This is a genomic window from Paenibacillus sp. FSL M7-0802 (assembly GCF_038004945.1).
GTDB classification, from domain to species: Bacteria; Bacillota; Bacilli; order Paenibacillales; family Paenibacillaceae; genus Paenibacillus; species Paenibacillus polymyxa_B.
The window spans coordinates 4,038,961-4,063,801 of the sequence record NZ_JBBOSD010000001.1; the positions used below are offsets into that span (position 1 = coordinate 4,038,961).

Below are 24,841 nucleotides of genomic sequence, written 5' to 3' on the forward strand. Positions count from 1 at the left end.
ATAAAGCCAATTTCACGTTTTTTCGGCGAAATCGGTTTTGTGATCTGGATATAGAAGGATTATAATCTTGAGGCAATGCCTATAAAATACATAGGTAATGATATACAGTTGAGCCGAATTTCTATGAGAAAACGGGGGAACCATGTTACTGGGGTGAATTTTACAGCCGATCCTGCTGGATTGGATGTGTAAATAGGGCATACTGTGCTGCCCGAATCCGTCAGCTAACCTCGTAGGCTATGAGCAGGAACCAAGTCAGGCACTCGGTTTTCCGGTGTCTATTTTTGTGCGTATAAAAGTGTTTGGATTGGTTAGACCGCTGCGGGTGCAGATTATTCTTCCGATTGCTGTTATCCCCGGATTTTTTGATTGTATAACCCCTTTAATGGTTAAAATCCGGAGATAAAGGCAAACGCTTCGCTTCTTCAGAACAATTCTGCTTCCTTCGCTGCTGCCCGCCAATAGCACAGGGGGCAGAGTAGTGCTTGACATGCATTCTTCCTGTATTCAGGGAATGCTAATTATAGTTACTAAAGGTTTGGAAAAATCAAAAAAATTAGGGGCAACGACGATCGGAAGATCAAATGGAACGCGTAGCGGGCTTACACCGTATTAAATCACTGTTTTTATAGTTTTAAGGATTAGGAGAGAAGTGATGAATAGATGAATCCCAATGCAAGCTGGCTCCGGCTTTCTCCACCGCAGATATTCGTTGCGGGCTTTGCCATTATCATTCTAATAGGTAGTTTATTGTTAATGCTGCCGATCTCCAATACAACAGGAAAGCCACTTGCGTTTATAGACGCTTTGTTTACTGCCGCTTCCGCGACCTGTGTTACAGGGCTTGTCGTAAAGGATACGGGGACCTTTTTTACAACCTTTGGTCAAGTTGTTATCGCTGCGCTCATTCAGATCGGCGGCCTGGGCTTTATGACTATGGCTACCTTGATCGCGCTGGTGTTCAAACGTCGGATTTCCTTACGGGAGCGCCTCATTTTACAGGAAGCGATGAATCAGACCTCTGTCGAAGGAATTGTCGGATTGATTCGTAAGGTGCTGCTGTACTCGCTGGTCATTGAGGGCGTATGTGCTGCAATATTTGCGATTCGCTGGTCGTTTGATATGCCTGTAGGCAGGGCGATTTATTTTGGGATTTGGCATGCCATCTCCATGTTTAACAATGCTGGTTTTGACTTATTCGGGCACTTTCGCAGCCTGACAGGTTATGTATATGATCCGATTGTTAATTTTACAGCTATGTTCCTGATTATTTCAGGCGGCATTGGTTTTGTAGTGATGTCGGATCTGGCAGAATATCGCAAGCGCAAGAGACTGTCCTTGCATACTAAGGTGGTACTCAGCATGACGGGCGCTATGATTGTAGTCGGCACGCTCGTGATTTTTGTATTTGAATTTACGAATCCAAAGACTCTTGGCTCGCTTGATTGGGGTGGTAAACTGCTGGGATCTTTATTCCAGTCCGTTACCCCCCGTACCGCAGGTGCCAATACGCTGGACATTGGAGGCTTGCGGCAGGCTACGCAGTTTTTTATCATCATACTCATGTTTATCGGGGCTTCTCCTGGCTCTACTGGAGGCGGGATTAAGACCACAACATTCGCGCTGCTCATTGGAGCCGTGATTTCGATGCTACGGGGGCGTGAAGATATTGTGCTGTTCAGGTACCGACTTGCGCAGGGACGAATTTACAAGGCTTTGACCATTACACTGCTGGGGCTGCTGTTCGTGATCGGGGTGACCATGATTTTGTCGGCAACCGAAGATCATCATTTTTTGATGATCTTGTTCGAGACGGTGTCTGCGTTTGGTACGGTGGGGCTGTCGATAGGGCTTACACCTGATTTGACAGTCATAGGCAAGCTGGTGATTACCCTGACGATGTTTGCAGGTAGACTGGGGCCACTCACGCTAGCTTATGCACTGGGGCCGAAAAAGGGTAAAGAATTATATCGTCATCCGGAAGGCAAAATGATTATAGGATGAATCATTTCATATTCATTTCGTTGGTTTAATTATTTCAGGATTTTTGTAAAATCCTCATTTATGAAATTGATTCAGATAAGGGAGTTTTCGAGTAGATATGAAAACGCAGCAGTTTGTAGTTATTGGCTTGGGGCGGTTTGGCTCAAGCCTGGCTTTGCAATTGGTGGATATGGGGTGCGAGGTGCTAGGCATTGACCGGAATGAGGATGTGGTGGACAGTATGAGTGAGATGTTGACACATACTGTCGTGGCGGACGCTACCGATGAAGACTCATTGCGATCACTGGGCATCCGTAATTTCGATTGCGGCATTGTTGCTATTGGTGATGACATTCAGGTAAGCATCCTGACCGCCATTTTGCTGAAGGAGCTGGGTGTGAAAAAAGTCGTAGCCAAAGCCATATCTGTGCTGCACGGGCGTGCGTTAGAGAAGCTCGGTGTGGACCGGATCATTTATCCAGAACGGGATATGGGTATCCGGGTGGCTCATCAGCTAGTCACGCCTAATTTGCTCGATTATTTGGAGTTGTCCAAAGAATACAGTATTGTGGAACTCAATGTACCTGCATGTCTGAATGGAAAAACGCTAGCAGAGCTAAATGCCCGTACTCGCTTTGGTTGTAGTGTCGTGGCGCTTCATACGGCGAACGGTATCCTGATCGCACCGACGGCTATGGATCGGCTAAAAGCAGACGATATTATGGTCATCATCGGCTCGAATGACAATATCGGTCGCTTTGAGGATGAGGTTGTTAATGTCAATGAAGAGGGCTAAACCCTCTACACCATACGGTAGCCTGCAAACGACGCACGTGTCTCGCTAATCCAGCGTCGTGCTGTCGGACCGAGATCGGTCGTCTCCGAGTAAATGAGGGAGGTCGTTCGGCGTGTCTCCTTCAAATCGGGCAAGTATAATGCAGTGAGTCCATTATCCCGTAATAGTTCGCTGCGCAAATAGGATTTGGGTAGCAAGGCGGAAGCCTTACAGGTTGGAAGCAGGCGTACAATTGCCTCGAAGGAGTCGATTTCCATGCGGATATCCGGCATGATGCCGCTGCGCTGGAATAAGTCATCCGTCAGACTGCGATACCAGGTTCCTTTGGAGAAAATAATCATCGGCAATCCTTGCAGGTCTTTCATCGAGGCCGTTCCTGTCTTGACGGTTAATTCATGTCCAATGGGAACAACAAGCTCCAAATGATCATCAAATAGCGGAATGCAACGCAGTCCAGCTTCATGAATGGCAGACCCGACAATACCGGCGTCTGCTTTTTTATCACGTACAAAGGCGACGATTTCATGGGTTTTACCGGTGAGCAGCTTCAGCTCGGTTTGAGGATGCTTGCTCATGAAAGCTTCGACGAGGGTAGGCAGCGTCGTTTGGAGTGTTGTGAGGCTTGCGCCGAGTGTAAGCATACTCTGGGCTTCATTTTTGTGCTGGGACAGCTTTTGTAAAAAGCGAAGCTGTCGTTGCCGTTGCTCTAGTGCGAATGTATAAACAAATCGGCCAGTGGACGTAATTTCGAGCCGTTTGCCCCGACGATCAAAGAGATTCACACCCAGCTCTTCCTCCAGCTTGGCAATTTTGCGAGACAGGGCAGGTTGGGACAGATTCAGCAGTTTGGAGGCTTTATTCAGGCTGGACTGCTCGACAATGACGGCAAAAGCGTTCAAATCCTCAAACAAATCATCCACTTCCTCTCTATATGCAAAAAAGACATAATAATTAATACGTATATTGCAATTCCATTATAAGCCGAAAAGGAGTAACATGAAAGCGACACAAGATGTTCACACTTTTGTTTTTCCTAATAAGGGACACCTTGTTGGACATTTCCTGTCGGGAACTGTCATTTTATATGTTATATTACTATTGAAAACGCTATTATTGGGAGAAGGGAGCATGACCTAGATGAGAGGATTTTATTCCAGAAAGCTGCATTCGCTTCTTGGCGTCATTCCGTTGGCTCTATTTTTTGTTGAGCATTTGGTGACGAACTTCACAGCGGTGGAGGGCGGCAAGGAAGGATTTAATCGCAGCGTGGCCTTCCTGAATGGTTTGCCGCTGGTTATTGTGCTAGAAACGTTATTCATCTACTTGCCATTACTGTTCCACGGGATTTATGGCTTGTATATCGCTTATCAGGCTGACCCGAATGTCAAAAGGTTCGGCTATTCACGTAACTGGCGCTTTCTGTTCCAGCGTATTTCTGGCGTCATTACATTTGTATTTATTATCTGGCACGTATACGACACACGCTTTCAGGTAGCTCTGGGTAAAGTAACTCATGAGGAGCTAGGCGGCGTTATGCATGGCATCGTGACGAACCCGGTTTATTTCATTTTGTATTTAATCAGTGTCGTTTCGGCATCCTTTCACTTTGCTAACGGACTGTGGGCATTTATGGTCAGTTGGGGGATTACTGTGGGACCACGTGCGCAAAAAGTATCTTCTTATATCTGTATGACCCTGTTCGTGGTGGTGTCTATCGGCTTCATCGCTTCCCTGCTTGCATTCCGCAGCGCGGAATTTCAGGAAACGGCAACTGCCTTGGTGCAATGCAGCGCTTTTAAACAGCTACTGTAAATGAGTCATATCCATTATACATCGTGTTGAGATTCTATTTTTAAACGTAAAAGGGGATTTGGTTAAAATCCTGAAAAAAAGGAGTGAGCAGAAATGGCAGCATCCAACATTATTGTCGTGGGCGGCGGTCTGGCAGGTCTAATGGCTACGATCAAGGCGGCAGAGGCGGGAGTTCACGTTCATTTATTTTCTTTGGTTCCGGTCAAAAGGTCCCACTCCGTTTGTGCTCAAGGCGGCATCAATGGTGCGGTAAATACCAAGGGTGAGGGAGACTCACCCTGGATTCACTTTGATGATTCGGTCTATGGCGGGGACTTTCTGGCCAACCAGCCTCCGGTAAAAGCGATGTGCGAAGCGGCTCCAGGGATCATTCATCTCATGGACCGCATGGGCGTCATGTTTAACCGGACACCGGAAGGACTGCTGGACTTCCGTCGCTTCGGCGGTACCCAGCATCATCGGACCGCCTTTGCTGGCGCGACGACAGGACAGCAGCTTCTGTACGCTCTCGATGAGCAGGTACGGCGCTGGGAATCTGCTGGTTTGGTGACCAAGTATGAAAACTGGGAGTTTTTACAGGCTGTACTGGATGATGAAGGCATCTGCCGAGGGATTTGCGGGCAGGATTTGCGTACGATGGAAGTGAAGACTTTTGCAGCGGATGCAGTTATTTTGGCGTCTGGTGGCCCCGGGATTATTTTCGGTAAAACCACGAATTCCGTCATTAATACGGGCACAGCTGCTGGTGCGGTGTATCAGCAAGGCGTACGCTATGCGAACGGTGAGTTTATCCAGATTCATCCGACGGCTATACCAGGGGATGACAAGCTGCGTCTCATGTCCGAGTCGGCACGGGGAGAGGGCGGTCGTATTTGGACGTATAAGGACGGTAAGCCATGGTATTTCCTCGAAGAAAAGTATCCGGCTTACGGAAATCTGGTCCCTCGCGATATTGCAACACGTGAAATATTCAGTGTATGCGTTGATGATGGACTGGGTATTAATGGCGAGAACATGGTCTACCTCGATCTGTCCCACAAGGACCCGAAAGAGCTGGATGTAAAGCTGGGCGGCATTATTGAAATCTATGAAAAATTCGTCGGTGACGATCCGCGCAAAATCCCGATGAAAATATTCCCGGCTGTTCATTATTCAATGGGCGGCATGTGGGTCGATTACAATCAGATGACGAATATACCGGGCTTGTTCGCGGCTGGTGAGTGTGAATTCCAATATCACGGTGCGAACCGTTTGGGTGCGAACTCGTTGCTGTCAGCCATTTACGGCGGGATGGTAGCTGGACCTAAGGCTGTGGAATATATCAAAGGCTTGAAAAAATCTGCACAGGATATAGCTACTTCCGTATTTGATGCGGCAGTGAATCAGCAGACGGAGAAGTATGAGCGTATTTTGCATATGGACGGAAAAGAAAATGCTTATGTTCTTCATAAAGAGCTGGGCGAGTGGATGACGAACAACATGACTGTGGTTCGTTATAATGACAAGCTGGAAGCTACGATCCACAAGATCAAGGAGCTGAAGGAGCGTTACTCTAACATTAACATCAATGACGCTTCGCGCTGGAACAATGCGGGTGCGGCGTTTACACGGCAACTGTGGAATATGATGGAGCTGGCCGAAGCGATGACCAAAGGTGCGCTATTGCGCAACGAAAGCCGCGGGGCCCATTACAAACCAGACTTCCCGGATCGCAACGATGAGGATTTCCTGAAAACGACGATTGCGGACTGGACACCGGAAGGACCACAAATCTCGTATGAAGCGGTGGATGTTTCGCTGATCAAGCCGCGTATTCGGGATTATTCCAAGAACAAATAACGGAAGGGAGTGTATTTAGATGTCGGAGCAAGCAGTGAAGTCGAATAAAACAGTGAAGTTCGTTGTGACCCGTCAAGCTGATCCTAAAGCCAGTTCCTATACGGAAGAATTCGAATTGGCTTATCGTCCGGGGATGAATGTGATTAGCGCGCTGATGGAAATTCAGCGTAACCCGGTGGACAGCCACGGTAAAGAGACGGCTCCGGTGTGCTGGGAGTCGAATTGCCTGGAGGAAGTATGCGGAGCATGCTCCATGGTGATTAACGGCAAGCCGCGTCAGGCCTGTGCAGCGCTCGTCGATAAGCTGGAGCAGCCAATTACGATCGCGCCGATGAGCACGTTCCCGGTAGTTCGGGATTTGGTCATCGACCGCAGCCGGATGTTTAATGCGCTCAAGAAGGTCAAAGCGTGGATTCCGATTGACGGTACCTACGATCTGGGTCCTGGTCCTAGAATGGCAGAGAAAAAGCGTCAGTGGGCGTATGAGCTGTCCAAGTGCATGACCTGCGGTGTCTGCCTGGAAGCTTGCCCGAACGTCAACGAGAAGACGACGTTCATCGGACCTGCGGCGATTTCTCAGGTTCGCCTGTTCAACAGCCATCCGACAGGGGAAATGAATCAGGAAGAGCGGCTGGAGGCGTTGATGACGGACGACGGGCTGGAAGGGTGCGGGAACTCGCAAAACTGCGTACGCTCTTGCCCGAAAGGCATTCCGTTGACAACTTCTATTGCCGAAATGAACAAGGAAACGACCAAGCATATGTTCAAGCGCTGGCTGACTGTATAGCACTAGACAGCGAATAGGTTATGCACAAACAGGCTTTTTCTCAAACTGGAGAAAGCCTGTTTTTTTTGCGCTCAGGAATGATGGAGGGTAACATGGAGAAAGGAGCGCGGGATAGCAGTTATGGTATAATTATGGTATTGTGTATCGTTTTTGGTGAAAAGGAGGCTGGACAGGTGACTGTGCAACCGATAACGAATCGACCTGTCACTAGGTCGGATGTAATGAAGGGATTAAAGGATCTGGGAGTTCGGAGCGGCATGACATTGCTTGTTCACTCGTCGATGCGCAGCTTTGGACGCTTTGTTCCAGGCGGGGCCTCGGCCATTCTTGCCGCGCTAACCGAAGCGGTTGGTCCGGAAGGGACGCTGGTAATGCCGACACAGTCTCATGACTTGACTGATCCCTCGACTTGGATGAACCCGCCTCTGGATGAGTCATGGTGGGAACTGGTACGCGAGGAAATGCCCGCTTATGATCCGGCTTGGACGCTGACCGGAGGGATGGGCGTCATTGTAGAAACGTTCCGTGGTCTGCCGGGAACCAAGCGCAGCGGGCATCCGCATGTTTCTCTGGCGGCACGTGGACCTGCTGCTTCAGACTTGCTGGAGGCGCATGAGCTTGATTTTGGGCTGGGTGAGCATTCGCCCTTGGCAAAGCTGTATGAGGCAGATGCCTATGTACTGCTGTTGGGCTGCGAACATGACAGCAACACGTCCTTGCATTTGGCGGAATATCGAACAGCCTATAATGGACGAGAAGTGATCACGCATCAAGCTCCTATGATGGTGGATGGAGCAAAAGCGTGGGTATCTTTTCAGGATTTTAATATTACCTCAGATGACTTTGAGAAGCTGGGACTTGATTTTGAACGGGACTGTCCCTCAGCCTTTACGCGGGTGAACATTGGGGAGGCTTCATGTTTTTTCGCGAGGCAACGTGATTTGGTAGACTATGCGGAGCAGTGGTTGTCCAACTACCGCTAAAGCTTCTGGACAGTAAGAATTTCTAAAAAGTGAGATCAAGGAATAGATTGCAGGGGGGAATGCATATGGAGAAGACGCCGCACACCCGCCGCGAGAGTCAGGATGGCCCGCATCAGGGGTCCGCTATCCCTCCCGGTTCTTCGCGGCGTTCCATTTCAAATGAACCAGCCAATCCTTCGCGCCGCCATTTTTTGAAAAAAGCGGCTTTAGCCACAGCCGGAACCGCGCTTCTGGCTGGAGGATATGCTTCCTTATGGGAGCCTAATCATTTGGAAATTACACGCTTCAACTTGTCTCTCCCTCGTCTTCCGTCTGCTTTTGACGGAATCAGGGTCGTACATTTTAGTGATGTGCACTTGGGTTTTCACATGGATGAGCAGGATCTACGCGAGCTTGCGGACCGTATAGCAGGTCTGAAGCCAGATTTGCTCTGTTTTACAGGCGATATTGTGGATGACTATGCAGTATCCATGAAGGCTGCTGTTCCAGTTATGGCTTCTATGCACGCCACACTTGGCAAATTTGCTATTCTGGGCAATCATGATTATAGAGGCTTACCAGCCGGAGTACAGGAATTGTATCCGAAAACCGGGTTTACGTTGCTGAGAAACGAGCATGCGATTGTAGAGCTTGCGGGACAGCGTGTAGCCTTGGTCGGTTTAGAGGATAACATCATGGGCAAGCCCAATCCGCAGCGTGCCATTCACGGACTACCTGATGAGATGTGCAAGCTCCTGCTGATGCATGAGCCGGACTATGCAGATGTGGCGGCGCAAATGTCCTTTGATCTTCAACTGTCAGGGCATACGCATGGAGGACAGGTACGCTTGCCGGTCATTGGAGCGCCGATGCCGCCTCCGGGTGGACGCAAGTACATCCAGGGATTATTTCATGTGGGAACGGAGAGAATGCCGCTGTATGTCAGCCGAGGCATTGGCATGACACATCTGCCGATTCGCGTGCTGTGCAGACCGGAGCTTAGTGTCATTACGTTAAAATCCGGCCAATAGGCCATGATCTTTTTTTCATCTTTATCATATATGTTGGAACTACATAAAGATGGCTCGAATGTAGTGTAGAGATGTAGTCGTTTCGGACAAAGGAGTGAGGTTCAGATGGATCGTATTGCTGTCATTTCAGATATTCATGGCAATTGGCCTGCCTGTGAGGCGGTGCTGGAGGATATTGCTTCCCGAGGCATTAGCCGTGTGTTTTGTTTGGGGGATCTGATCGGCAAAGGGCCTAGCCCGTGCGAGGTTCTGGATGCTGTCCGTCAACGTTGTGAAGTGGTCGTGCGGGGGAATTGGGATGAGCTGGTTAGTATTACGGATGATCTCAATTTTAGCTGGCAAGCCGAACGCTTGGGGGCAGAACGAGTGCAGTATTTGGCACAGTTACCGTTTCATTATGATTTCAGAATGAGCGGACGCCGTATCCGTCTGGTGCATGCCTCGCCGCAAAGTGTATATCACCGTGTGCAGCCATGGGATGAGCCGGAAAAACGGCTTGCCATGTTCGATCCGTTAGCAGAAGAAAATGGAAAAGTTGTTTTTGCTCCGGATGTCGTGGGATATGGTGATGTGCACAATGCTTTTATCCAGCATTTTCAGGGAAAAACACTTTTTAACGTCGGTAGTGTCGGGAATCCGTTGGATGTTACGCAGGCTTCCTACTGCATTTTAGAGGGGGAGATGGGAGAGGAGCAGCCTACGTCCTTCTCCATTCATTTTGTACGTGTACCTTATGATATAGAACTGGCGGTAAAACAAGCGGAGGAAGCTGCTGTACCTTCTTTGCCGTATTATATTCGAGAGCTGCGCACAGGAATTTATCGGGGGATTCAGGACCTGGATTAAGTATGGAAACATTCATTTCTAAAAGCCAATCCATCCGCAGGAGGGAACATTGTGCTGACCAGAGAAATGCTTCGTCTTGGGCTACCGGAGCTTTACGCCCGTCGAGTCCGATTGCGCCAGTTAAGAGCGGAGGATTATCCCGCGCTGGAACGGATCCTATCCGATCCATTGGTGATCCAATATGTGAATCGAATTCGCAAGCCAGTCTATACACGAATGCGGCGTCTGGTTGCGCAAATTAAAATATCTGCTGATTCACTAGATTCCCTGCATTTTGCGGTGGAATGGCATCAGAGAAATACAGGAGAAAGCAATTTACTTAGTGAATCCAATGAGCTTACCTCCTCACCGTTGCTCGGTATCGTCTCTTTTCAGCAATGGAATGAAAGAACGGGTGAGGCACAACTGGGCTATATTCTGGATCGTCCTTTTTGGGGACAGGGGCTGGCTACAGAAATGGTAGGAGAAATGCTGAATTTTGGTTTCGGATCTTTGAAGCTCAAGCGGATCGAAAGTCGTTGCCAAGAGGATAATCAGGCTTCCATGCGCGTGCTTATTAAAAATAAGATGCGCCTGCTGCGTACAATTGGTGCTTATGATCCCTCAGGCGAGGTACCGAGTGTATTGGTATTTTCGATGACCCAAGGGGATTATGCGTAGAAATGGCAGTGGAATATTTTGTTACAAAGATGAAATATAACTGCAAAACAACTCTAACACAGGACGGGTACAATACAGACATGACCCCCTTTTGAATAATATATGTTGCTGGGACCCGATGATTCGGGTCCTCTTTTTTTGTTATCCTATAGTTAGAACTGAACAGGAAAGAAGGACTGGCATTGGCTTTGAATATATGGAGTGCAGACATTCATCATTTATTTGACCAATTCACTGAGCTTGTGGATGGTCATATTCATCATAAAAAATCGGAGCAACAACTCACGATTCCCCCGCATATAGGTAAGGGAAGTATGACTCGCACACGGATTCGTCCAGGTATGGAAATCGTGGTCACGGATCTCACCTTTGAACAGAATATGAAGCTTCATATTCAGGAGGCTTGTCCGCTCTTTGAACTCAGCTATTGCTTAAACGGTGAAATATACTGTGAATGGAACGGCAAAGAAAGTCATACCAATCGGTTGACCGGGAATGTTTTATATTTAGAGGATGAACTGGTTTATGAGGAAAAGAAGGCAGGCGTTCACCAACAAATAGTGGAAATAAGGTGTTCTCCACAAGAGCTATTTTCTTACGCCGGAGATATTGCAGAAAAGCATAGCATAGAAACATGGTTACAACGTTACAAAGGGAATATTGACGCCTACGCGGATACGCCCGCCATGCACAAGTGTGTTTATGACATGATACATTGTAACTACAATGGGACGATGAAACGGTTATACATGGAAAGTAAGGCAATGGAGTTTATTGCATTGTTTGGGGTGATGGATGGACATGTAACAAGGGGGACAAGCCATTTTATAAGTCGTGAAGATATATCAAAGCTCCATAAGGCTCGTGAATTCGTCATTCTTCATTTTGAGCACCCCCTGTCCATTCAAGCGTTGGCCCGAAAGGTTGGGCTTAATGAATTCAAGCTAAAGAAAGGATTCCCCCATTTATTCGGAATGACTATTTTTGAAATGGTGCGTAAGCAAAGAATGGAAAAAGCTCTCTGGTACTTGGAAGTTGAACAATTAAACATTGGAGAGACGGCATTTTCAATCGGGTACAGCAACGCCAGTAATTTTACGACAACCTTTCGAAAGTATTATGGTTGTAATCCTAGCGAATATATCAAAAAAATACGTAATCCAGATACATTTACGAATAAATCTTAATGAAACAATCCTTCAAGCATGTCCATCATGTTTGGAGGGTTTTTTATTGGTGCTCCTTCTATAGGGATAGAAAATACCTTTGCAGGTAGAGACCTCCTTGCTTTATAGATGATAATGGTTATCAGTTGAGATAAGAAATGAAAAGATTAAAGATGCCCATTATAGGTTGGAGGAACTACAATGAAAGATCAATTTGCCATAGCCATGACTAATCCTCAAGCAGTACAGCAGGTAGATTCGCGTCGCTGGTACGCATTAGCTCTTATTTTACTTCCTACTTTATTAATTTCACTGAACAACTATATGATGCAGGTTGCCCTTCCGATGATGCAGGCGGACCTGCATGCCAGTTTTTCCGAGGCACAGCTCATATTTACGGGATATTCTCTGGGATTGGCTGTGGCCTTGATATTGGGCGGCAAACTTGGAGATATGTATGGTAGAAGACGCATGTTATGTATCGGGGTGTTGGGGTTTACATTGATGGCTCTGTTAGGGGGGATCGTATCGCAGCCTACGTTAATCATTATGATTCGTGTGCTTCAAGGGATATCAGCTGCCATGATTCAACCCCAGGTTCTATCTATCATGCAAAGCAGCTTTCTTCCCAAAGAGAAGGGACTGGTATTTGCAATTTACGGAGCTATCATTGGGGTTGGATTTACACTTGGTTTAATTCTGGGTGGATTTTTGGTAGACTGGAACCTTTTCGGCCTGGGCTGGCGCATCATTTTCTTTTTTAATGTCCCCTTTGGGCTGTTAGTGTTACTCTTTTGTCCTATTATTACGGAATCCTATGGCAGATCCGTGCCGAATATGGATTGGAGTGGGGCTTTTCTGTTGCTTCTTGGTTTATTGCTGTTTGTCTATCCGTTGACAACCGGGCAAAAGCAGGGCTGGGCTTTATGGACATGGGGGTGTCTGCTGTTGTCCATTCTGGTTTTGGTTGCTTTTATAGTTACGCAGATGGGAAAAGAAAAGAGGGAAGGCTCGCCTTTTATTCGTCTATCTATATTTAGAAAGAGTTCATTCGGCGCAGGGATATTGACGGTAATTGTCATCTATCTTAGTATGTTTTCGTTCTTCTTTATTTTAAATTATTATGTACAATCCGGTTTGAAATACAATGTTCGATCCACAAGTATGGTCTTTTTGCCGCTTGGTGTTGGCTTTTTTCTCACCTCATTATGGTCGTCCAGGCTAGTAAAGAAGTGGGGGAGCAAGGTGTTGAAATCAGGTATGCTAATCATGGGGATTTGTAGCTTTCTGCTCATTGGATCGTTACATCTAGATGCAATCCATTTATGTCATATTCAAAATATCATGATACTAGGTGTATATGGTCTGGGTCTCGGGATGGCCACAACGCCACTGGCCCATGTCGTCCTTGGTGCTGTATCGGCTGAAGAGGCAGGAACGGGTTCAGGCTTGTTTACGACCTTTATGTACTTGGCTAATTCGTTGGGAGTCGCTCTGATCGGTATCTTGTTCTCTTCCTTGCTCCATCACACGCTTTCAGAAGCTAATCTGTCAGATTATATCAGAGCATTCTCTATTTCTGTGGCAGTGAGTGGAGTTCTTGCCTTGGCTGGACTCAATTGCATTTCATTTTGTTACAAAGATGAAACATAACTGCAAAGTTACTTTAACATAGAGTGGGTACAACATAGATATGACCCCCTTTGAATTATATATATTGCTGGGACCCGAAGCTTCGGGTCCTCTTTTTTTATGATTTTAGGAACGGTTCAGGCTGGTTATCAGCTCTGGAAGCCATTCATTTAGGGAGAGAAATGAGTACCCCTCTGACTGGGCTTTGGACGTATCCATGTACCACGATTGTGTAATACCAAATGGAGACATGTGCTCGTCTGCTGTTTTTTCTTTCACCACAGCTTGTTTTCCCGTTGTCTGCTCAATGATCGAAATGATCTCCCCAATCCTCACTGTACCGTCGGAGCAAGCATTTACAGGCCCTGTTAAAGGAGTGTGACCAAGCCAAAGTAGAAAATCTGCGGCTTCATCGGAACGAATAAATGAGATTTGTGCTGCGGAATTAGGTACTCCGATTTCTCTTCCTTCACGAACATGTTCGATATGAAAATGAAGCCTTTTCGTATAATCATCTGTTCCCAATACAATCGGAAAACGAACAGCGACTACAGGGAATGTAGCTTGTTGCATAAAAACTGCTTCTGCCTGCCGTTTAGCCTCCTGATATGTAAAATCGTCTTTCCCGCCCTTGCGAACCGGGTAAGTTTGAGGATCAAAGATGCTCTCTGTCAGCACTTCCGGGCTCGAATCATAGACGGATAGGCTGGAGGTCACAATATACCTCTTGGCTTTAGCATCAAAAATGCGGCAGGCTTCGCTGGCTTCATCTGGAGAAAAGCAAATATTATCATAAACAACATCCCACACTTGCTCACCTACCGCCTCTGCGAGTGCCTGCGGGTCGGTACGGTCTGCACAGATCCGCTGAACGCGGTCACCAAACGAATCACTTGTTTGGCCTCGTGTGAGGATGGTAACCGAGTTCTCGGAACTCTCCAGCAGACGTTCCATTAGTCTCTTGCCAAAAAAGCGCGTTCCTCCCAATACAAGTACCTTTCTCATACTTTATCACTCCTTCGGAATGGTTTTCATAGATCAGGATTTTGCAAAATTCGATTCCAGTCGCTTATTGTTTTTTTGCAAAATCCTCAGATATTAAGGTAGACGAAATAATGACTGTAAAGGGTACAGAGCGAATGAAAAGAGCTTAACATACTTTGATGAAGTGTTCTTAGTGAGGAGCCATTTTGCAATCTATCATATACTTAGTTTATTTACATAGTTCATCTAACAGTTAAGTAAAAAGAGGAGGATCATAGGCTGTAGTGGAGTCGCATGTCCTGTAGGGGCAGATGAATTTGAACCGGAGTGGCTCATCAAAAACGAACGTTATGAAATGATCCATCAAATGATGGAACGGCATGAGGAGGCACATCAGGGGAATTGGCAAGAGTTTATGCGACAGAGCGCACAGGATTGGCGCCAATATCCGCAATTGACACGTAACGAGCTAAGCAGCATTACGTGCCCTGCATTATTTATCGCGGGTGAACATGATGATTTTGCCACTGAAGAGCAGCTTCTGGAATTATGCTTATGGGTCCAAGACTCACGTTATCTAATTGCTCCGGGTTGTAGTCATCGACCGCACATGCTTAGAGAGAAGCCGGTCCTAATCAATGATTCTATTCTTTCATTTTTGAACAAGCATGCAATCCGTTGATCATAAGATCAAATTATTCGCATAGCGGTGGAGCACCGCCTAATCTTACTCTCCTAGAAGCTTCAAGAAATTGGCCGGCACCGTAATTTGCTGATTATTAATCATAATCTTCCGAAGCTCCTCTATGGAGTCTTCTTCACCTCTAGCGTCTTTAATTTCCTTGATCTCACGATGTAGACGCTCCATTTGGAGATCTAGCGCATTAGCGGAATCTGCTGCGTTCTTTAATTCACGTGTCAGACTTTCGGGAACGGACTGGTTGTACTTATAAAAGATTTTATGCTCCAGGCTGGCCCAGAAATCCATGGCAATGGTTCGAATTTGCACCTCTACGCAGACTAGCTCCTCACAATCCGACATGAATACAGGAACTTGAACCAGCAAATGCAGGCTCTGGTAACCGTTCGGCTTGGGATTCTTGATGTAATCCTTAATTTCCAGCACCTTCAAGTCACTCTGTCTCTGAAGCATGTTACTGACATCGTAAATGTCAGAAATAAAAGAGCAAGTAATACGTAAGCCGGCGATATCCTTAATATGATTTTTGACAGCATCCAGGGATAACTCGCTATTTTTACGAAGCATTTTGTTCATGATACTCTCAGGAGATTTAAGGCGTGATTTGGTATGCTCAATAGGGCTGTAATCGTGCAATGCTTGAAATTCCTGTTTTAATATTTCAATCTTGGTTTCCATTTCGTCCAGCGCAAATTTATAGATTAGCATAAATCGCGTGATGTCATGCTTTAGCTTTTTGATCTTGTCCATAGGATCTTCCAAGTGCATATGTAATTCTCCTCACACATAGATGTCATAATCTTGCTAAGCATTCGCCTTTGCAATGGGATTATCACCTTATAAATTACAATCCCCAACAATCCCATTGCAGCAGCGTTCGTAAGATCAAATGATTTGCGGAGCGGCAATTCCCACCTTAAATTTTAAAGCGCCACAGGAATTTTACGTTTTTCTTTAAAATAGACCCATTCCCGGAAGCCGATATCCTTCAGCATTGCCTTTACTTCTTCCCAATCATCGCCTACCCGCGAAGGCTTATGGGCATCCGAACCAAAAGTGACCTCCACACCAAAATGGTGCGCTCTTTCTAAAATAGAAGCAGACGGGTACCATCCGCCACTCAGCTTGGTTTTACCCGAAGTGTTAATTTCAATCGCCACATTGGATTCCGCAATTACCCGCAAGGTTTCATCAATGGCTGTATCGGCAGGAATGTCTGAAAAGGCAGGGAAGTTCCCCTTCATTGCGTCAATATGACCTAATATCTGAAACATGCCGCTTCGCGCAGATTCCTGAATGAGCGCATAGTAGGCTTGTTTGACCTCAATTTTACGAGCGTCGCTTAATTTGTTCCAACGGTTACGGTTAAAAATGCTGTCCCCTTCGACATTGTGAATCGACCCAATGAGGTAATCAAATGGATAAGGAGCCAGAGTAGAACGATATAATTCAGCGAAATCAGGAAAATAATCCGTTTCCAATCCGAGGAGCACGTCAATACGGCCTTCGTATTCCTTTTTGAGCTGTTGTACCTCTTCTACGTATTCAGCAAGCTGTGACTTAGCCATATAAATTTTAGGAAAAGCCTGATCCTGTTCGCTACATAGAAAGGGGGAATGATCCGAAATGCCAATAGCTTGTAAGCCAGATTGAATACCTGCTTCAATATAATCCCGAATGTTGCCGTCTGCATGACCGCAGCGGAAATGATGGGTGTGCAGATCAAATTTCATAGCCTGTCTTCCTTTCGTAACCAAGTTTATATTGCGTATGTTGTTCATAGTGAATTACGTTATTCAGAACTGGTAAAATTCGTCTCCGGCATCCCCTTCAGATCACTTAAAAATTGCTGCATGGCTGAGTTTAGATATCGGCCGGATTTATAAATCACTCCTACCGGATGACTAACTTCCAGCTCGGGAATATGGATCATTTTTAATGTGCCTGCACGCAGTTCCGAAGTGACCGACAGTCTGGAAATAATGGCAGCACCGAGATTAATTTCGACCATCCGTTTGACTTCCTCACTGCTGGACAACTCGATCACTACATGAGGTACGATTTGGTGCTTTTTAAATACATCGTCCACGAATTTTCGTCCCACCGTATCGGGAGAGAGCAGAATAAGCGGAATTTCCCGAAGGGCTTCAATGGTAGCATGTGGTTGTGAGGCCAGCGGATGAGTAGGAGACACGACTAGCTCGAAGGAATCGTAATACAGAACCGAAGTGCTTAAATTGGGATTACGTTCGATCAGATAGCCGATGCCAACATCAATAAGTCCGTTCTCCACCTGCTGATAAATCATTGAGGAAGCCATGGATTGAATGGAGGTTTTGATGAGAGGGAACTGATCCTGAAAGTAGGAAAGCACGCGCGGTAAAATTTGAATAGCGATGGATGTTGTGGTACCCAGCGCAATGTGACCCTGCGGTGTTTCGTTTAGATCGTACAATTTTTGTCTTAATTCCTCAACAACCTCCAATATGCGCTCGGCGTGTTCCAAAAAAACAGCTCCCCGGTCGGTCAGGGTGACGGGCTGGTTGCGGTCAATCAGAATGGTTTTGAACTCATCCTCTAGACTTTTAATTTGGGCGGACACCGCCGGCTGCGTCAAATTGAGAAGTTCTCCGGCTTTGCGGAAGCTCATTGTTTTGGAAATCATGATAAGTGTTTCAAGTTGACTGATGTTCATGAAGTTCCTCCTCTCTTTTCTTAATCTTGTCGCAGCTGTATAGAATGAATATTTTTAGCCAATCCATAGGTTCATATGTAAAACCGTCGTTATGCTTTATTTCATTAAATTATAGGTTATTCGAGCAGGAAGGGCAATGAATCGAAGCAGAGCACCTTAAAGTGTGGTATATTGGGAAATAAAGACTAAAGTCCTGATATCCTTCAAAAATAATCAGTCTAAAATCGGTAAGAAGCAAAGATATAGGACATTATTCACATTTTTTGTGGTTTAGCTATAAAAAATTACCGGGCAGCTGTCGATAAGTGATAGAGAGAGCATTTTGTTGAGGATCGATGCGTTTTACAGTAATATTTAATTAAAAAATTCTAATTTAAATGGGACTTTTGTTGTATGTCTAAAAGCCCATCGTAAAGGGGCGCTTTGATCGTGAAGGCAGAAGTGATAAATCCTTTTTTGGAGTCGGCGCGACGGGTCATTGAACAATTGATCCAAGTATCTCCTTCACCCGGAAATCTTGGTGTGAAAAATGTCGAGCTGGTGGACGACCACATCTGGATTATGATCGGGATGACCGGACAGCTTAGCGGAAATATTGTGTTCGGCCTGAATGAACAGGTGGCGCTACGTATGGTATCAGCGATGATGGGCGGATTTGTGTTGACTGAAATTGATGAGATGGGAAAAAGCGCAATTTCAGAATTGGGCAATATGATTAGTGGTAATGCCAGTACGATTTTGTCCAATCAGGGAATTGTCGTGGATATTACGCCTCCGCAGGTCATGAAATCAGAAAACTTGACCACTTTTGTGCCTCAGCGTGCCCTTTATATTCCGCTCACGGTGGAAGGAATCGGCGAGCTGGATATTCAGGTGATGATCTCTTAATATTAAAGGAGCAAGTTTCCTTAATGTGGAGGGATGACCGTGAGTATACTACAGGACAAGATAGTTGTGATTACAGGTGCATCTAGTGGAATTGGCGCCCTTTGCGCTCAGTTGTTAAGCGAAAAGGGCGCGATTCCTATTTTAACAGCACGCTCGCAGGAGCGACTGAAGCAAGTATCTGCGGGAATCAGCGGTAGGCATGAGCTTATCCAACTGGACGTCACCCGCCAGGAGCAGGTAGAGGCTGTTGCTGCACGAGTATTGGAACAGTACGGACGGGTCGATATATTGCTTAACAATGCGGGCTACGGAAAGTTTGAGTATTTTAATGAAACCGACCTGACGGAGTTTGAACAAATGATGGACGTGAACTACATGGGTGTTGTTCGCTGCATCAAGGCGTTTCTGCCGCAAATGACAGAGCGGGGCCATGGACAGATTGTCAATGTAGCATCAATGGCTGGGAAAATCGGGACAGCCAAATCGTCTTCTTACACGGCGACGAAGCATGCATTGCTGGGTTTCAGCAATGCGCTCCGGCAAGAGCTGCGCGGGAGTGGAGTGACTGTAACGACGATTAACCCGGGGCCGATCGACACACCGTTTTTTGAGCTGGCAGATCCTTCAGGAGGATATGTTCGAAATGTAAGCTGGTTTATGCTACAACCTGATAAGGTAGCACGGCATATCGTAAGAGCGATGGAGCTTGGCAAAGAGGAGGTTAATCTGCCACGGTGGGTATCTCCTTTTCTCAAGCTGTATCAGTTAGCTCCCAGACTAACCGATAGGCTGGGTCATGGCGTGATGAATAAGAAATAAAAGATGTCCCGTAAGCCATTAGCTATGGTGAGGGACATCTTTTATTTTTGTGATTTGGTAACAGGGCTATTTTCGCATATAATGGAGAGTAACGAATTTACGTATAGGGGTTGGACCTTTTCATGACATTGAATTTTGAATCGCTCGGCGTTGAACAAGATCTGTTGGACAAACTGACTGAGCATGAAATTACACAGCCTTCGCCAGTTCAGGCAGAGGCTATACCGGAAATAATGAAGGGAAAGCATGTTTTGGCGCGTTCACAAACTGGCACAGGCAAGACACTGGCTTATTTGTTGCCGCTGTTGCAAGCGATTGATCCACAGAAAAAGGCTACACAAAAGCTGATACTAGCTCCAAGCCAGGAACTGGCCATGCAAATTGTACGTGAGGGTCAGCGCTACGGAGAGCATCGCGGAATCCGTGTACTCGGTCTGATTGGTGGGGCGGCTATCAAACGTCAAATCGAAAAGCTCAAGGATCATCCACAGCTTGTCGTGGGCACACCAGGACGTGTACGGGAACTCATCGCTTCGAAAAAGTTGAAAATGCACAATATTACAGCCATTGTCATTGATGAGGTGGATCAGATGTTCCAGCTCGGCGGAGCAGGCGATGTAACAAACATATTGGGCACCGCCCAACGTGATCGTCAATTGGTATTCCTGTCCGCAACGCTGAACGATGAGATTCAGTCGCTGGCGAAACGGGAGATGCGTGAATACGTAGAAATTGGGATTGATCCCGACCAAAAGACGGCCAGTGGACTGGAACACTATTACTTTGTATCTGAAGAACGGGATAAAGTGGATATGCTGCGCCGTCTGGTGCGTCATTTTAATCCAAGAAAAGCGCTGGTGTTCGTGAATACAACCAATGCCATCGGGGAGATTGAAGCCAAGCTCAAGCATATGGGGCTGACTACGGCATCCTTGTATGGAGATGCGGATAAAGTCACGCGTAGCAACGTGTTGGCCCGATTCCGCGAAGACAAGCTCAAAGTGCTGGTCGCTTCGGATGTGGCAGCCCGTGGTCTGGATATTGAGGGACTTGAAATGGTCATTCATTTTGATCCTGCTACGGATAGTCAAGCTTATGTTCACCGTGCAGGACGGACAGGACGGATGGGACGCAAAGGATTGGTGGCGTCGGTTGTCACCGACCGTGAAACGTTCATCATGCGTAAGTTCTCCCGTGAACTGGGCATTGAGATCGCAGAGCGTGCGTTGCATGGAGGTCGAGTAGTTGTGCCGCGTCCGGCGGATGCTAAGCGTGCATCTGTAAGACCATCCGAGGCCAGATCCATGTCTGACGGAGCACAGGCGGAAAACCGTAAGGCACCTGTTCGTACCGAAAACGGACGTCCTGGCAGGAATTCCGCGAACGGTTCAGCTCCAGGCAAGAGCAAAGGAGCAGCCTTGTCCAAAGCAGGAAAAGCACAGCGTGAGCGTGATCGCAAAAACAAGGGTGCACCAAGATGGCTGAAGGAAAAAGGATCAAAACCGAACGAGTAAGGGAGAAGAGGGGGAGCCATGGAACAACAGCCTGTGTTGCAAATTAACGGACTGACCGGCGGATATAGCGCCAAGCGCCCGGTGCTGCATCAGATTTCGCTGGATGTGAAACCGGGCGAAATGGTAGGATTGATCGGTCTGAACGGGGCCGGGAAAAGTACGACCATGAAGCATATTTTGGGCCTGATGACACCGCAGGCCGGAGAAATTCGTGTGCAGGGTCATAAGCAGGATGAAAATCCCGAGGAGTATCAGGGAGCCATTGCTTTTGTACCTGAATCTCCAGAGCTGTATCCTGAAATGACGGTGATGGAGCATATGGAATTCACGGCCAGAGCGTACGGAGTTAGCGAAGCAGATTTCCGCACACGCAGTGATCAAATGCTGGACTTGTTCCGTATGCGGGATAAAAGTGGAAGTATGTCGATGCATCTGTCTAAAGGGATGCGCCAGAAAGTGATGATTATGTGCGCATTTTTAGCGGGACCGCCGTTGTATGTCATAGATGAGCCTTTTTTGGGTTTGGACCCGCTTGGTATTCGTTCCCTGCTTGACTTTATGTTAGAGATGAAGCGTTCGGGTTCGTCCATTCTGCTCAGTTCTCATATTTTGTCCACGATTGAAAATTATTGCGATCGTTTCATTGTACTTCATCAGGGTGCCATCATTGCACAGGGTACGCTGGACGAAGTGACAGCACAGGCGGGTAAGCCGGGCATGCCGCTGGAAGATGCATTTTATGAGCTGGTACAGGGCAGGGAATGAGCATGGATTTGCAACGTTTGCATAAAGAAAGACGTGTAGCGTTCTGGGGACAGGTGCTGCCCTATCTGGGCTATGTCATTCAGAGCGGTCTGGCGGTGGTCTTCGGCTTTGCACTGATTGCCTTTGCCGCATGGTACACGTCGCTGCTGATGCATACTCCACCGGATTTGCCCATCCGCTGGATCATGCTTATTGTGGCTATTCCGATTGCTCATGCGAGCTTTCGTACGTATTTAAACGCGGCGGATATTGTTTTCCTCCGTCCACAGGAGCACGCGATGCACGATTATTTTAAGGCCAGCCGGATTCGGGGTGTGGTGTATAAAATATTCGGTTTGCTATTGCTGTCTATTATCGTGTGGCCGCTGTATATTCGCAGTGATACCGCGCCTAAGCCGCTGCTACTGACCCTGCTACTGTTCGTGCTGTTAAAGCTGCTATTCAGCTACGGCGGCTGGCAAGAGCTTCGCATGGTATCGATTGGCGGGAGTGTAGGCTATCGTCTGCTTCGGTGGGTGTTGGCTGTGCTGATGGTAGCCGCATGGCTATGGCAGCCTCCACTACACAGCGTGCCATTTATCATATTGGTCGGTGTGGTGTACGTGCTTGTTCTGCGTTTTCCGGTCAAGCTGCTAGTGGCTTGGGAAAAGCTGATTCGTACAGAGGGTATGCAGGCTGCTCGGGTGATGCGCACTTTGGGCTGGTTTGTCGATGTGCCCGCCCTTACGCAGAGAGTGACGCCACGTCGTTGGCTGTCCTGGTTGGGAGGTAACATACCTTGGAACAGAAGGGGAGCGTATCGTTACCTGCTGTTTAAGACGTTCCTGCGTACAGAGCCAGCAGGTATTGTCATTCGGCTTGGAATTCTGGGGTTGTTAATTATATATATCACCCATGCTAGCTGGATTGGGATTGCAGTATATTTATTTTTCATATTCCTCATTGGTGTACAGGTCACTTCACTAAGGCAGTATCACAAGGATTCGTTATGGCTTCAGTTATATCCGATTCCTGCGCATAGTCGTCGTGCGTCTTTTCTCGACTTTGTTGTTCGGTTGACGTTGCCGGCTGCTGTGGTTCTGTGGCTTCCTTTTCTGGCAAAAGGAACGGAAGATCTACTGTCTACACTGCTCACGCTGCTTGGGGGAGTTGCAGTAGTGTTCCTGTTACGAGGCGCTCAAGCCAAAAAATGGCGTTTGGACGGGCAGGATGAAGAAGAAGTGTAATGTGTATCTATGTGAATAAAGTAAAGGCTAATTCGCAAGCAGCAAGAGCTGTCTGCGAATTAGCCTTTTTTTGTATGCTCACTGCTATCGTAGCTGTGGGTGCAGATAATCGTCTGCTTATATGAAGATCGTTTTGCTGATGATAACTAATAAAATGAACAGTACCAGAATTGTTCCTGTGCTTGTAAATGCGCCGTAACCACCGTAACCGCCTCTTGTTTCTTCTGCTCCCATGCTCATTCTCCTCTCGGTCATTGTGATAAAGGATACATCGTATCTTATGAAGTGGATTTTCAGATTGCGTGGGCCAATGCTCAGTTGTGTTGCCGAATCGCCTTATATTTTTCATCAGATGTAGGGGAGGAGAGAGGAAAAGGCACGTATTATCGAGAATAGAAGAAGTACGTAGTCATTATCACTTGGAAAGTGGGAAAGACGAGATGCTGGTAGATAAGCTGCTCGTGAACATATTTCTTGTGTTTGTACCATTATTAGTATATAGCTCTTTGTCAGATCATCGGCATAGGAAACATACCCCGTTGCTTATGGGAGGGGTGTTGGGTGTGTCTTCTGTGCTTTGCCTTATGTTTTCGTACATCTGGTATGGATTATATTGGGATCTTCGATATGTTCCTCTGATCCTTTCTGTTTTATATTTTGGTCCTAAGGCAGGACTTCTAAATATAACGCTGATGGTGATGGCTCGTATGTATATAGGTCCTGAGTCTATTGTGGTAGGATTTCCCAGTATGATGTTGTGTTATTTGGGCCCTCTCTTGGTGAGAAAGAAGTTTATGCAGCTCAATAGTATGTTGCTTCGGGTGGGCATGAATATGCTAATGAGTATATGGACCAATATTGCCATGCTTATAATTCTGTTAATACATTCCTGGGCCAATGGCAGGCTGGATAAGGATGAGATCGAGCTGATCCGGGCAATACTCTGGTTCGGTGTGATTCAATTCCTAAGCATTGGAGCCTCCTCTTTCTGGATGGAGTTTAGTTTGGAACGGGAAGAAATGAGAAGGAAGGTTAAATATGCTGAGCATCTGAATACGTTAGGTGAACTTGCTGCCTCTATGGCTCATGAAGTACGGAATCCGTTGACTGTTGTTAAAGGGTTCCTGCAAATGGTTCAGTCAGGGCTAGAAGGGAAAAATCGCAGATATATTGCTTTGGCACTAGCAGAGGTCGATAGGGCTGAAAGAATTATTAGCGACTATCTGAACTTATCCAGACCGCAGATTGGGAACACAGAGCTGATGGATCTGTCTGGCATGGTTCAACAAATTGTTTTGCTTTTGAAACCGATGGCGACCAAGCAAGGCGTAAGACTGTATACTGAGCTAAGGAATGAAATATACGTACATATGGATCGTAATCAGCTGTTACAGGCGTTAATACATGTGACGAAAAATGCGATCGAAGCTGCGGATGATGGAGGCAGGGTATACATAAAGCTGGCGATTCAGGAAGAGAAGGCATGTCTGCATATTAGGGATACGGGAAAAGGCATGAGTCAGGAGCACCTGGAGCGAGTGGGGACTTTGTTTTTTTCAACCAAAGAGGTAGGAACAGGACTGGGAACGGTCGTCTCCTTTCGAATCATTGAAGCCATGAACGGAAGTATACACTATGAGAGTGAGCCCGGAGTCGGAACTGAGGTAGTCATCCTGCTGCCACTCGCACAGAAATCTTTGCTCGCTGCTGAAGGATAGTTTGTTTCGAAGTGTCAT

Annotated in this window: 24 protein-coding genes and 1 riboswitch; of the genes, 18 read left to right on the plus strand and 6 right to left on the minus strand. The window is 46.8% G+C overall.

The window, feature by feature from the left end; genetic code table 11:
• Positions 1–101 precede the first annotated feature (101 nt).
• A riboswitch (cyclic di-AMP (ydaO/yuaA leader) is annotated at positions 102–254 on the plus strand.
• Between the two features lie 409 nt (positions 255–663).
• On the plus strand, positions 664–2,004 hold the full coding sequence (locus MHB54_RS18595; RefSeq protein WP_068941829.1) for a TrkH family potassium uptake protein: 1,341 nt from the start codon (positions 664–666) through the stop codon (positions 2,002–2,004).
• Between the two features lie 97 nt (positions 2,005–2,101).
• Entirely contained in the window at positions 2,102–2,779 is a 678-nt protein-coding gene (locus MHB54_RS18600; protein WP_023990146.1) for a potassium channel family protein, read from the plus strand.
• Positions 2,780–2,784: 5 nt separating this feature from the next.
• Here the strand turns inward: MHB54_RS18600 and MHB54_RS18605 are convergent, their stop codons facing one another.
• Positions 2,785–3,690 (minus strand): LysR family transcriptional regulator, encoded by a 906-nt coding sequence (locus tag MHB54_RS18605; RefSeq protein WP_028541456.1) that lies wholly within the window; start codon positions 3,688–3,690, stop codon positions 2,785–2,787.
• Positions 3,691–3,916: 226 nt separating this feature from the next.
• Between MHB54_RS18605 and MHB54_RS18610 the strand changes: the two genes are divergently transcribed.
• The 9 genes from MHB54_RS18610 (at position 3,917) to MHB54_RS18650 (ending at position 13,535) form a co-directional block, all read left to right on the plus strand.
• On the plus strand, positions 3,917–4,591 hold the full coding sequence (locus MHB54_RS18610) for a succinate dehydrogenase cytochrome b558 subunit (RefSeq protein WP_023990144.1): 675 nt from the start codon (positions 3,917–3,919) through the stop codon (positions 4,589–4,591).
• Between the two features lie 93 nt (positions 4,592–4,684).
• Positions 4,685–6,430, plus strand: coding sequence for a succinate dehydrogenase flavoprotein subunit (gene sdhA, locus MHB54_RS18615; RefSeq protein WP_013311796.1), 1,746 nt, complete (start codon positions 4,685–4,687; stop codon positions 6,428–6,430).
• Positions 6,431–6,449: 19 nt separating this feature from the next.
• A complete protein-coding gene (gene sdhB, locus MHB54_RS18620; RefSeq protein WP_023990143.1) occupies positions 6,450–7,217 on the plus strand; it encodes a succinate dehydrogenase iron-sulfur subunit in 768 nt (255 codons plus the stop codon).
• A gap of 173 nt (positions 7,218–7,390) precedes the next feature.
• Positions 7,391–8,200, plus strand: coding sequence for an aminoglycoside N(3)-acetyltransferase (locus MHB54_RS18625; RefSeq protein ID WP_023990142.1), 810 nt, complete (start codon positions 7,391–7,393; stop codon positions 8,198–8,200).
• Between the two features lie 65 nt (positions 8,201–8,265).
• Positions 8,266–9,210 carry a metallophosphoesterase gene (locus MHB54_RS18630; RefSeq protein WP_023990141.1) on the plus strand — a complete coding sequence of 315 codons (945 nt, stop codon included), beginning with the start codon at positions 8,266–8,268 and terminating at the stop codon, positions 9,208–9,210.
• 105 nt (positions 9,211–9,315) lie between these two features.
• The gene (locus tag MHB54_RS18635) at positions 9,316–10,056 is read left to right on the plus strand and encodes a metallophosphoesterase family protein (RefSeq protein ID WP_023990140.1); all 741 of its coding nucleotides are present in this window, start codon (positions 9,316–9,318) and stop codon (positions 10,054–10,056) included.
• Positions 10,057–10,107: 51 nt separating this feature from the next.
• Positions 10,108–10,716: a GNAT family N-acetyltransferase gene (locus tag MHB54_RS18640; RefSeq protein ID WP_023990139.1), complete on the plus strand. Its 609-nt coding sequence runs from the start codon at positions 10,108–10,110 to the stop codon at positions 10,714–10,716.
• Between the two features lie 182 nt (positions 10,717–10,898).
• Positions 10,899–11,903 (plus strand): AraC family transcriptional regulator, encoded by a 1,005-nt coding sequence (locus MHB54_RS18645; protein WP_023990138.1) that lies wholly within the window; start codon positions 10,899–10,901, stop codon positions 11,901–11,903.
• 180 nt (positions 11,904–12,083) lie between these two features.
• A complete protein-coding gene (locus tag MHB54_RS18650) occupies positions 12,084–13,535 on the plus strand; it encodes an MFS transporter (protein WP_023990137.1) in 1,452 nt (483 codons plus the stop codon).
• 105 nt (positions 13,536–13,640) lie between these two features.
• On the opposite strand, the gene MHB54_RS18655 is transcribed toward MHB54_RS18650, so the two are convergent.
• A complete protein-coding gene (locus MHB54_RS18655) occupies positions 13,641–14,519 on the minus strand; it encodes an NAD-dependent epimerase/dehydratase family protein (RefSeq protein WP_264454587.1) in 879 nt (292 codons plus the stop codon).
• Between the two features lie 334 nt (positions 14,520–14,853).
• On the opposite strand from MHB54_RS18655, the gene MHB54_RS18660 reads away from it, so the two are divergent.
• On the plus strand, positions 14,854–15,180 hold the full coding sequence (locus MHB54_RS18660) for an alpha/beta fold hydrolase (protein ID WP_264454588.1): 327 nt from the start codon (positions 14,854–14,856) through the stop codon (positions 15,178–15,180).
• Between the two features lie 45 nt (positions 15,181–15,225).
• On the opposite strand, the gene MHB54_RS18665 is transcribed toward MHB54_RS18660, so the two are convergent.
• From MHB54_RS18665 to MHB54_RS18675, 3 genes are all read right to left on the minus strand, one after another.
• The gene (locus MHB54_RS18665; RefSeq protein WP_023990134.1) at positions 15,226–15,966 is read right to left on the minus strand and encodes a GTP pyrophosphokinase; all 741 of its coding nucleotides are present in this window, start codon (positions 15,964–15,966) and stop codon (positions 15,226–15,228) included.
• 155 nt (positions 15,967–16,121) lie between these two features.
• Positions 16,122–16,931, minus strand: coding sequence for a histidinol-phosphatase (locus MHB54_RS18670; RefSeq protein ID WP_028541459.1), 810 nt, complete (start codon positions 16,929–16,931; stop codon positions 16,122–16,124).
• Between the two features lie 59 nt (positions 16,932–16,990).
• Positions 16,991–17,893 carry a LysR family transcriptional regulator gene (locus MHB54_RS18675; protein ID WP_023990132.1) on the minus strand — a complete coding sequence of 301 codons (903 nt, stop codon included), beginning with the start codon at positions 17,891–17,893 and terminating at the stop codon, positions 16,991–16,993.
• 429 nt (positions 17,894–18,322) lie between these two features.
• On the opposite strand from MHB54_RS18675, the gene MHB54_RS18680 reads away from it, so the two are divergent.
• The 5 genes from MHB54_RS18680 to MHB54_RS18700 all read left to right on the plus strand — a co-directional run bounded on the left by MHB54_RS18680 (position 18,323) and on the right by MHB54_RS18700 (position 23,105).
• Complete coding sequence (locus MHB54_RS18680; protein ID WP_023990131.1) at positions 18,323–18,781, plus strand: chemotaxis protein CheX; 459 nt, start codon at positions 18,323–18,325, stop codon at positions 18,779–18,781.
• Between the two features lie 39 nt (positions 18,782–18,820).
• Complete coding sequence (locus MHB54_RS18685; RefSeq protein ID WP_028541460.1) at positions 18,821–19,600, plus strand: SDR family NAD(P)-dependent oxidoreductase; 780 nt, start codon at positions 18,821–18,823, stop codon at positions 19,598–19,600.
• Positions 19,601–19,722: 122 nt separating this feature from the next.
• The gene (locus tag MHB54_RS18690) at positions 19,723–21,114 is read left to right on the plus strand and encodes a DEAD/DEAH box helicase (protein WP_264454593.1); all 1,392 of its coding nucleotides are present in this window, start codon (positions 19,723–19,725) and stop codon (positions 21,112–21,114) included.
• Between the two features lie 18 nt (positions 21,115–21,132).
• A complete protein-coding gene (locus tag MHB54_RS18695) occupies positions 21,133–21,879 on the plus strand; it encodes an ABC transporter ATP-binding protein (protein ID WP_013311782.1) in 747 nt (248 codons plus the stop codon).
• A 2-nt stretch (positions 21,880–21,881) separates the two neighbouring features.
• Positions 21,882–23,105: an ABC transporter permease gene (locus tag MHB54_RS18700; RefSeq protein WP_053326036.1), complete on the plus strand. Its 1,224-nt coding sequence runs from the start codon at positions 21,882–21,884 to the stop codon at positions 23,103–23,105.
• 117 nt (positions 23,106–23,222) lie between these two features.
• Here MHB54_RS18700 and MHB54_RS18705 read toward each other — a convergent pair whose 3' ends face one another.
• Positions 23,223–23,339, minus strand: a complete 117-nt coding sequence (locus MHB54_RS18705) for a hypothetical protein (protein WP_023990126.1) — start codon at positions 23,337–23,339, stop codon at positions 23,223–23,225.
• 206 nt (positions 23,340–23,545) lie between these two features.
• Here MHB54_RS18705 and MHB54_RS18710 point away from each other — a divergent pair, with 206 nt between their 5' ends.
• Positions 23,546–24,823, plus strand: coding sequence for a sensor histidine kinase (locus MHB54_RS18710; RefSeq protein WP_076159686.1), 1,278 nt, complete (start codon positions 23,546–23,548; stop codon positions 24,821–24,823).
• The last annotated feature ends 18 nt before the right edge of the window (positions 24,824–24,841 follow it).

Bases quoted from the DNA above. Each gene is read 5' to 3' on its own strand.
- MHB54_RS18670 (WP_028541459.1), bottom strand. From the start codon at position 16,931: ATGAAATTTGATCTGCACACCCATCATTTCCGCTGCGGTCATGCAGAC.
- MHB54_RS18635 (WP_023990140.1), top strand. From the start codon at position 9,316: ATGGATCGTATTGCTGTCATTTCAGATATTCATGGCAATTGGCCTGCC.
- sdhB (WP_023990143.1), top strand. From the start codon at position 6,450: ATGTCGGAGCAAGCAGTGAAGTCGAATAAAACAGTGAAGTTCGTTGTG.
- MHB54_RS18595 (WP_068941829.1), top strand. From the start codon at position 664: ATGAATCCCAATGCAAGCTGGCTCCGGCTTTCTCCACCGCAGATATTC.
- MHB54_RS18690 (WP_264454593.1), top strand. From the start codon at position 19,723: ATGACATTGAATTTTGAATCGCTCGGCGTTGAACAAGATCTGTTGGAC.
- MHB54_RS18630 (WP_023990141.1), top strand. From the start codon at position 8,266: ATGGAGAAGACGCCGCACACCCGCCGCGAGAGTCAGGATGGCCCGCAT.
- sdhA (WP_013311796.1), top strand. From the start codon at position 4,685: ATGGCAGCATCCAACATTATTGTCGTGGGCGGCGGTCTGGCAGGTCTA.
- MHB54_RS18695 (WP_013311782.1), top strand. From the start codon at position 21,133: ATGGAACAACAGCCTGTGTTGCAAATTAACGGACTGACCGGCGGATAT.
- MHB54_RS18660 (WP_264454588.1), top strand. From the start codon at position 14,854: ATGATCCATCAAATGATGGAACGGCATGAGGAGGCACATCAGGGGAAT.
- MHB54_RS18665 (WP_023990134.1), bottom strand. From the start codon at position 15,966: ATGCACTTGGAAGATCCTATGGACAAGATCAAAAAGCTAAAGCATGAC.
- MHB54_RS18655 (WP_264454587.1), bottom strand. From the start codon at position 14,519: ATGAGAAAGGTACTTGTATTGGGAGGAACGCGCTTTTTTGGCAAGAGA.
- MHB54_RS18675 (WP_023990132.1), bottom strand. From the start codon at position 17,893: ATGAACATCAGTCAACTTGAAACACTTATCATGATTTCCAAAACAATG.
- MHB54_RS18650 (WP_023990137.1), top strand. From the start codon at position 12,084: ATGAAAGATCAATTTGCCATAGCCATGACTAATCCTCAAGCAGTACAG.
- MHB54_RS18600 (WP_023990146.1), top strand. From the start codon at position 2,102: ATGAAAACGCAGCAGTTTGTAGTTATTGGCTTGGGGCGGTTTGGCTCA.
- MHB54_RS18710 (WP_076159686.1), top strand. From the start codon at position 23,546: ATGCTGGTAGATAAGCTGCTCGTGAACATATTTCTTGTGTTTGTACCA.
- MHB54_RS18610 (WP_023990144.1), top strand. From the start codon at position 3,917: ATGAGAGGATTTTATTCCAGAAAGCTGCATTCGCTTCTTGGCGTCATT.
- MHB54_RS18705 (WP_023990126.1), bottom strand. From the start codon at position 23,339: ATGGGAGCAGAAGAAACAAGAGGCGGTTACGGTGGTTACGGCGCATTT.
- MHB54_RS18700 (WP_053326036.1), top strand. From the start codon at position 21,882: ATGGATTTGCAACGTTTGCATAAAGAAAGACGTGTAGCGTTCTGGGGA.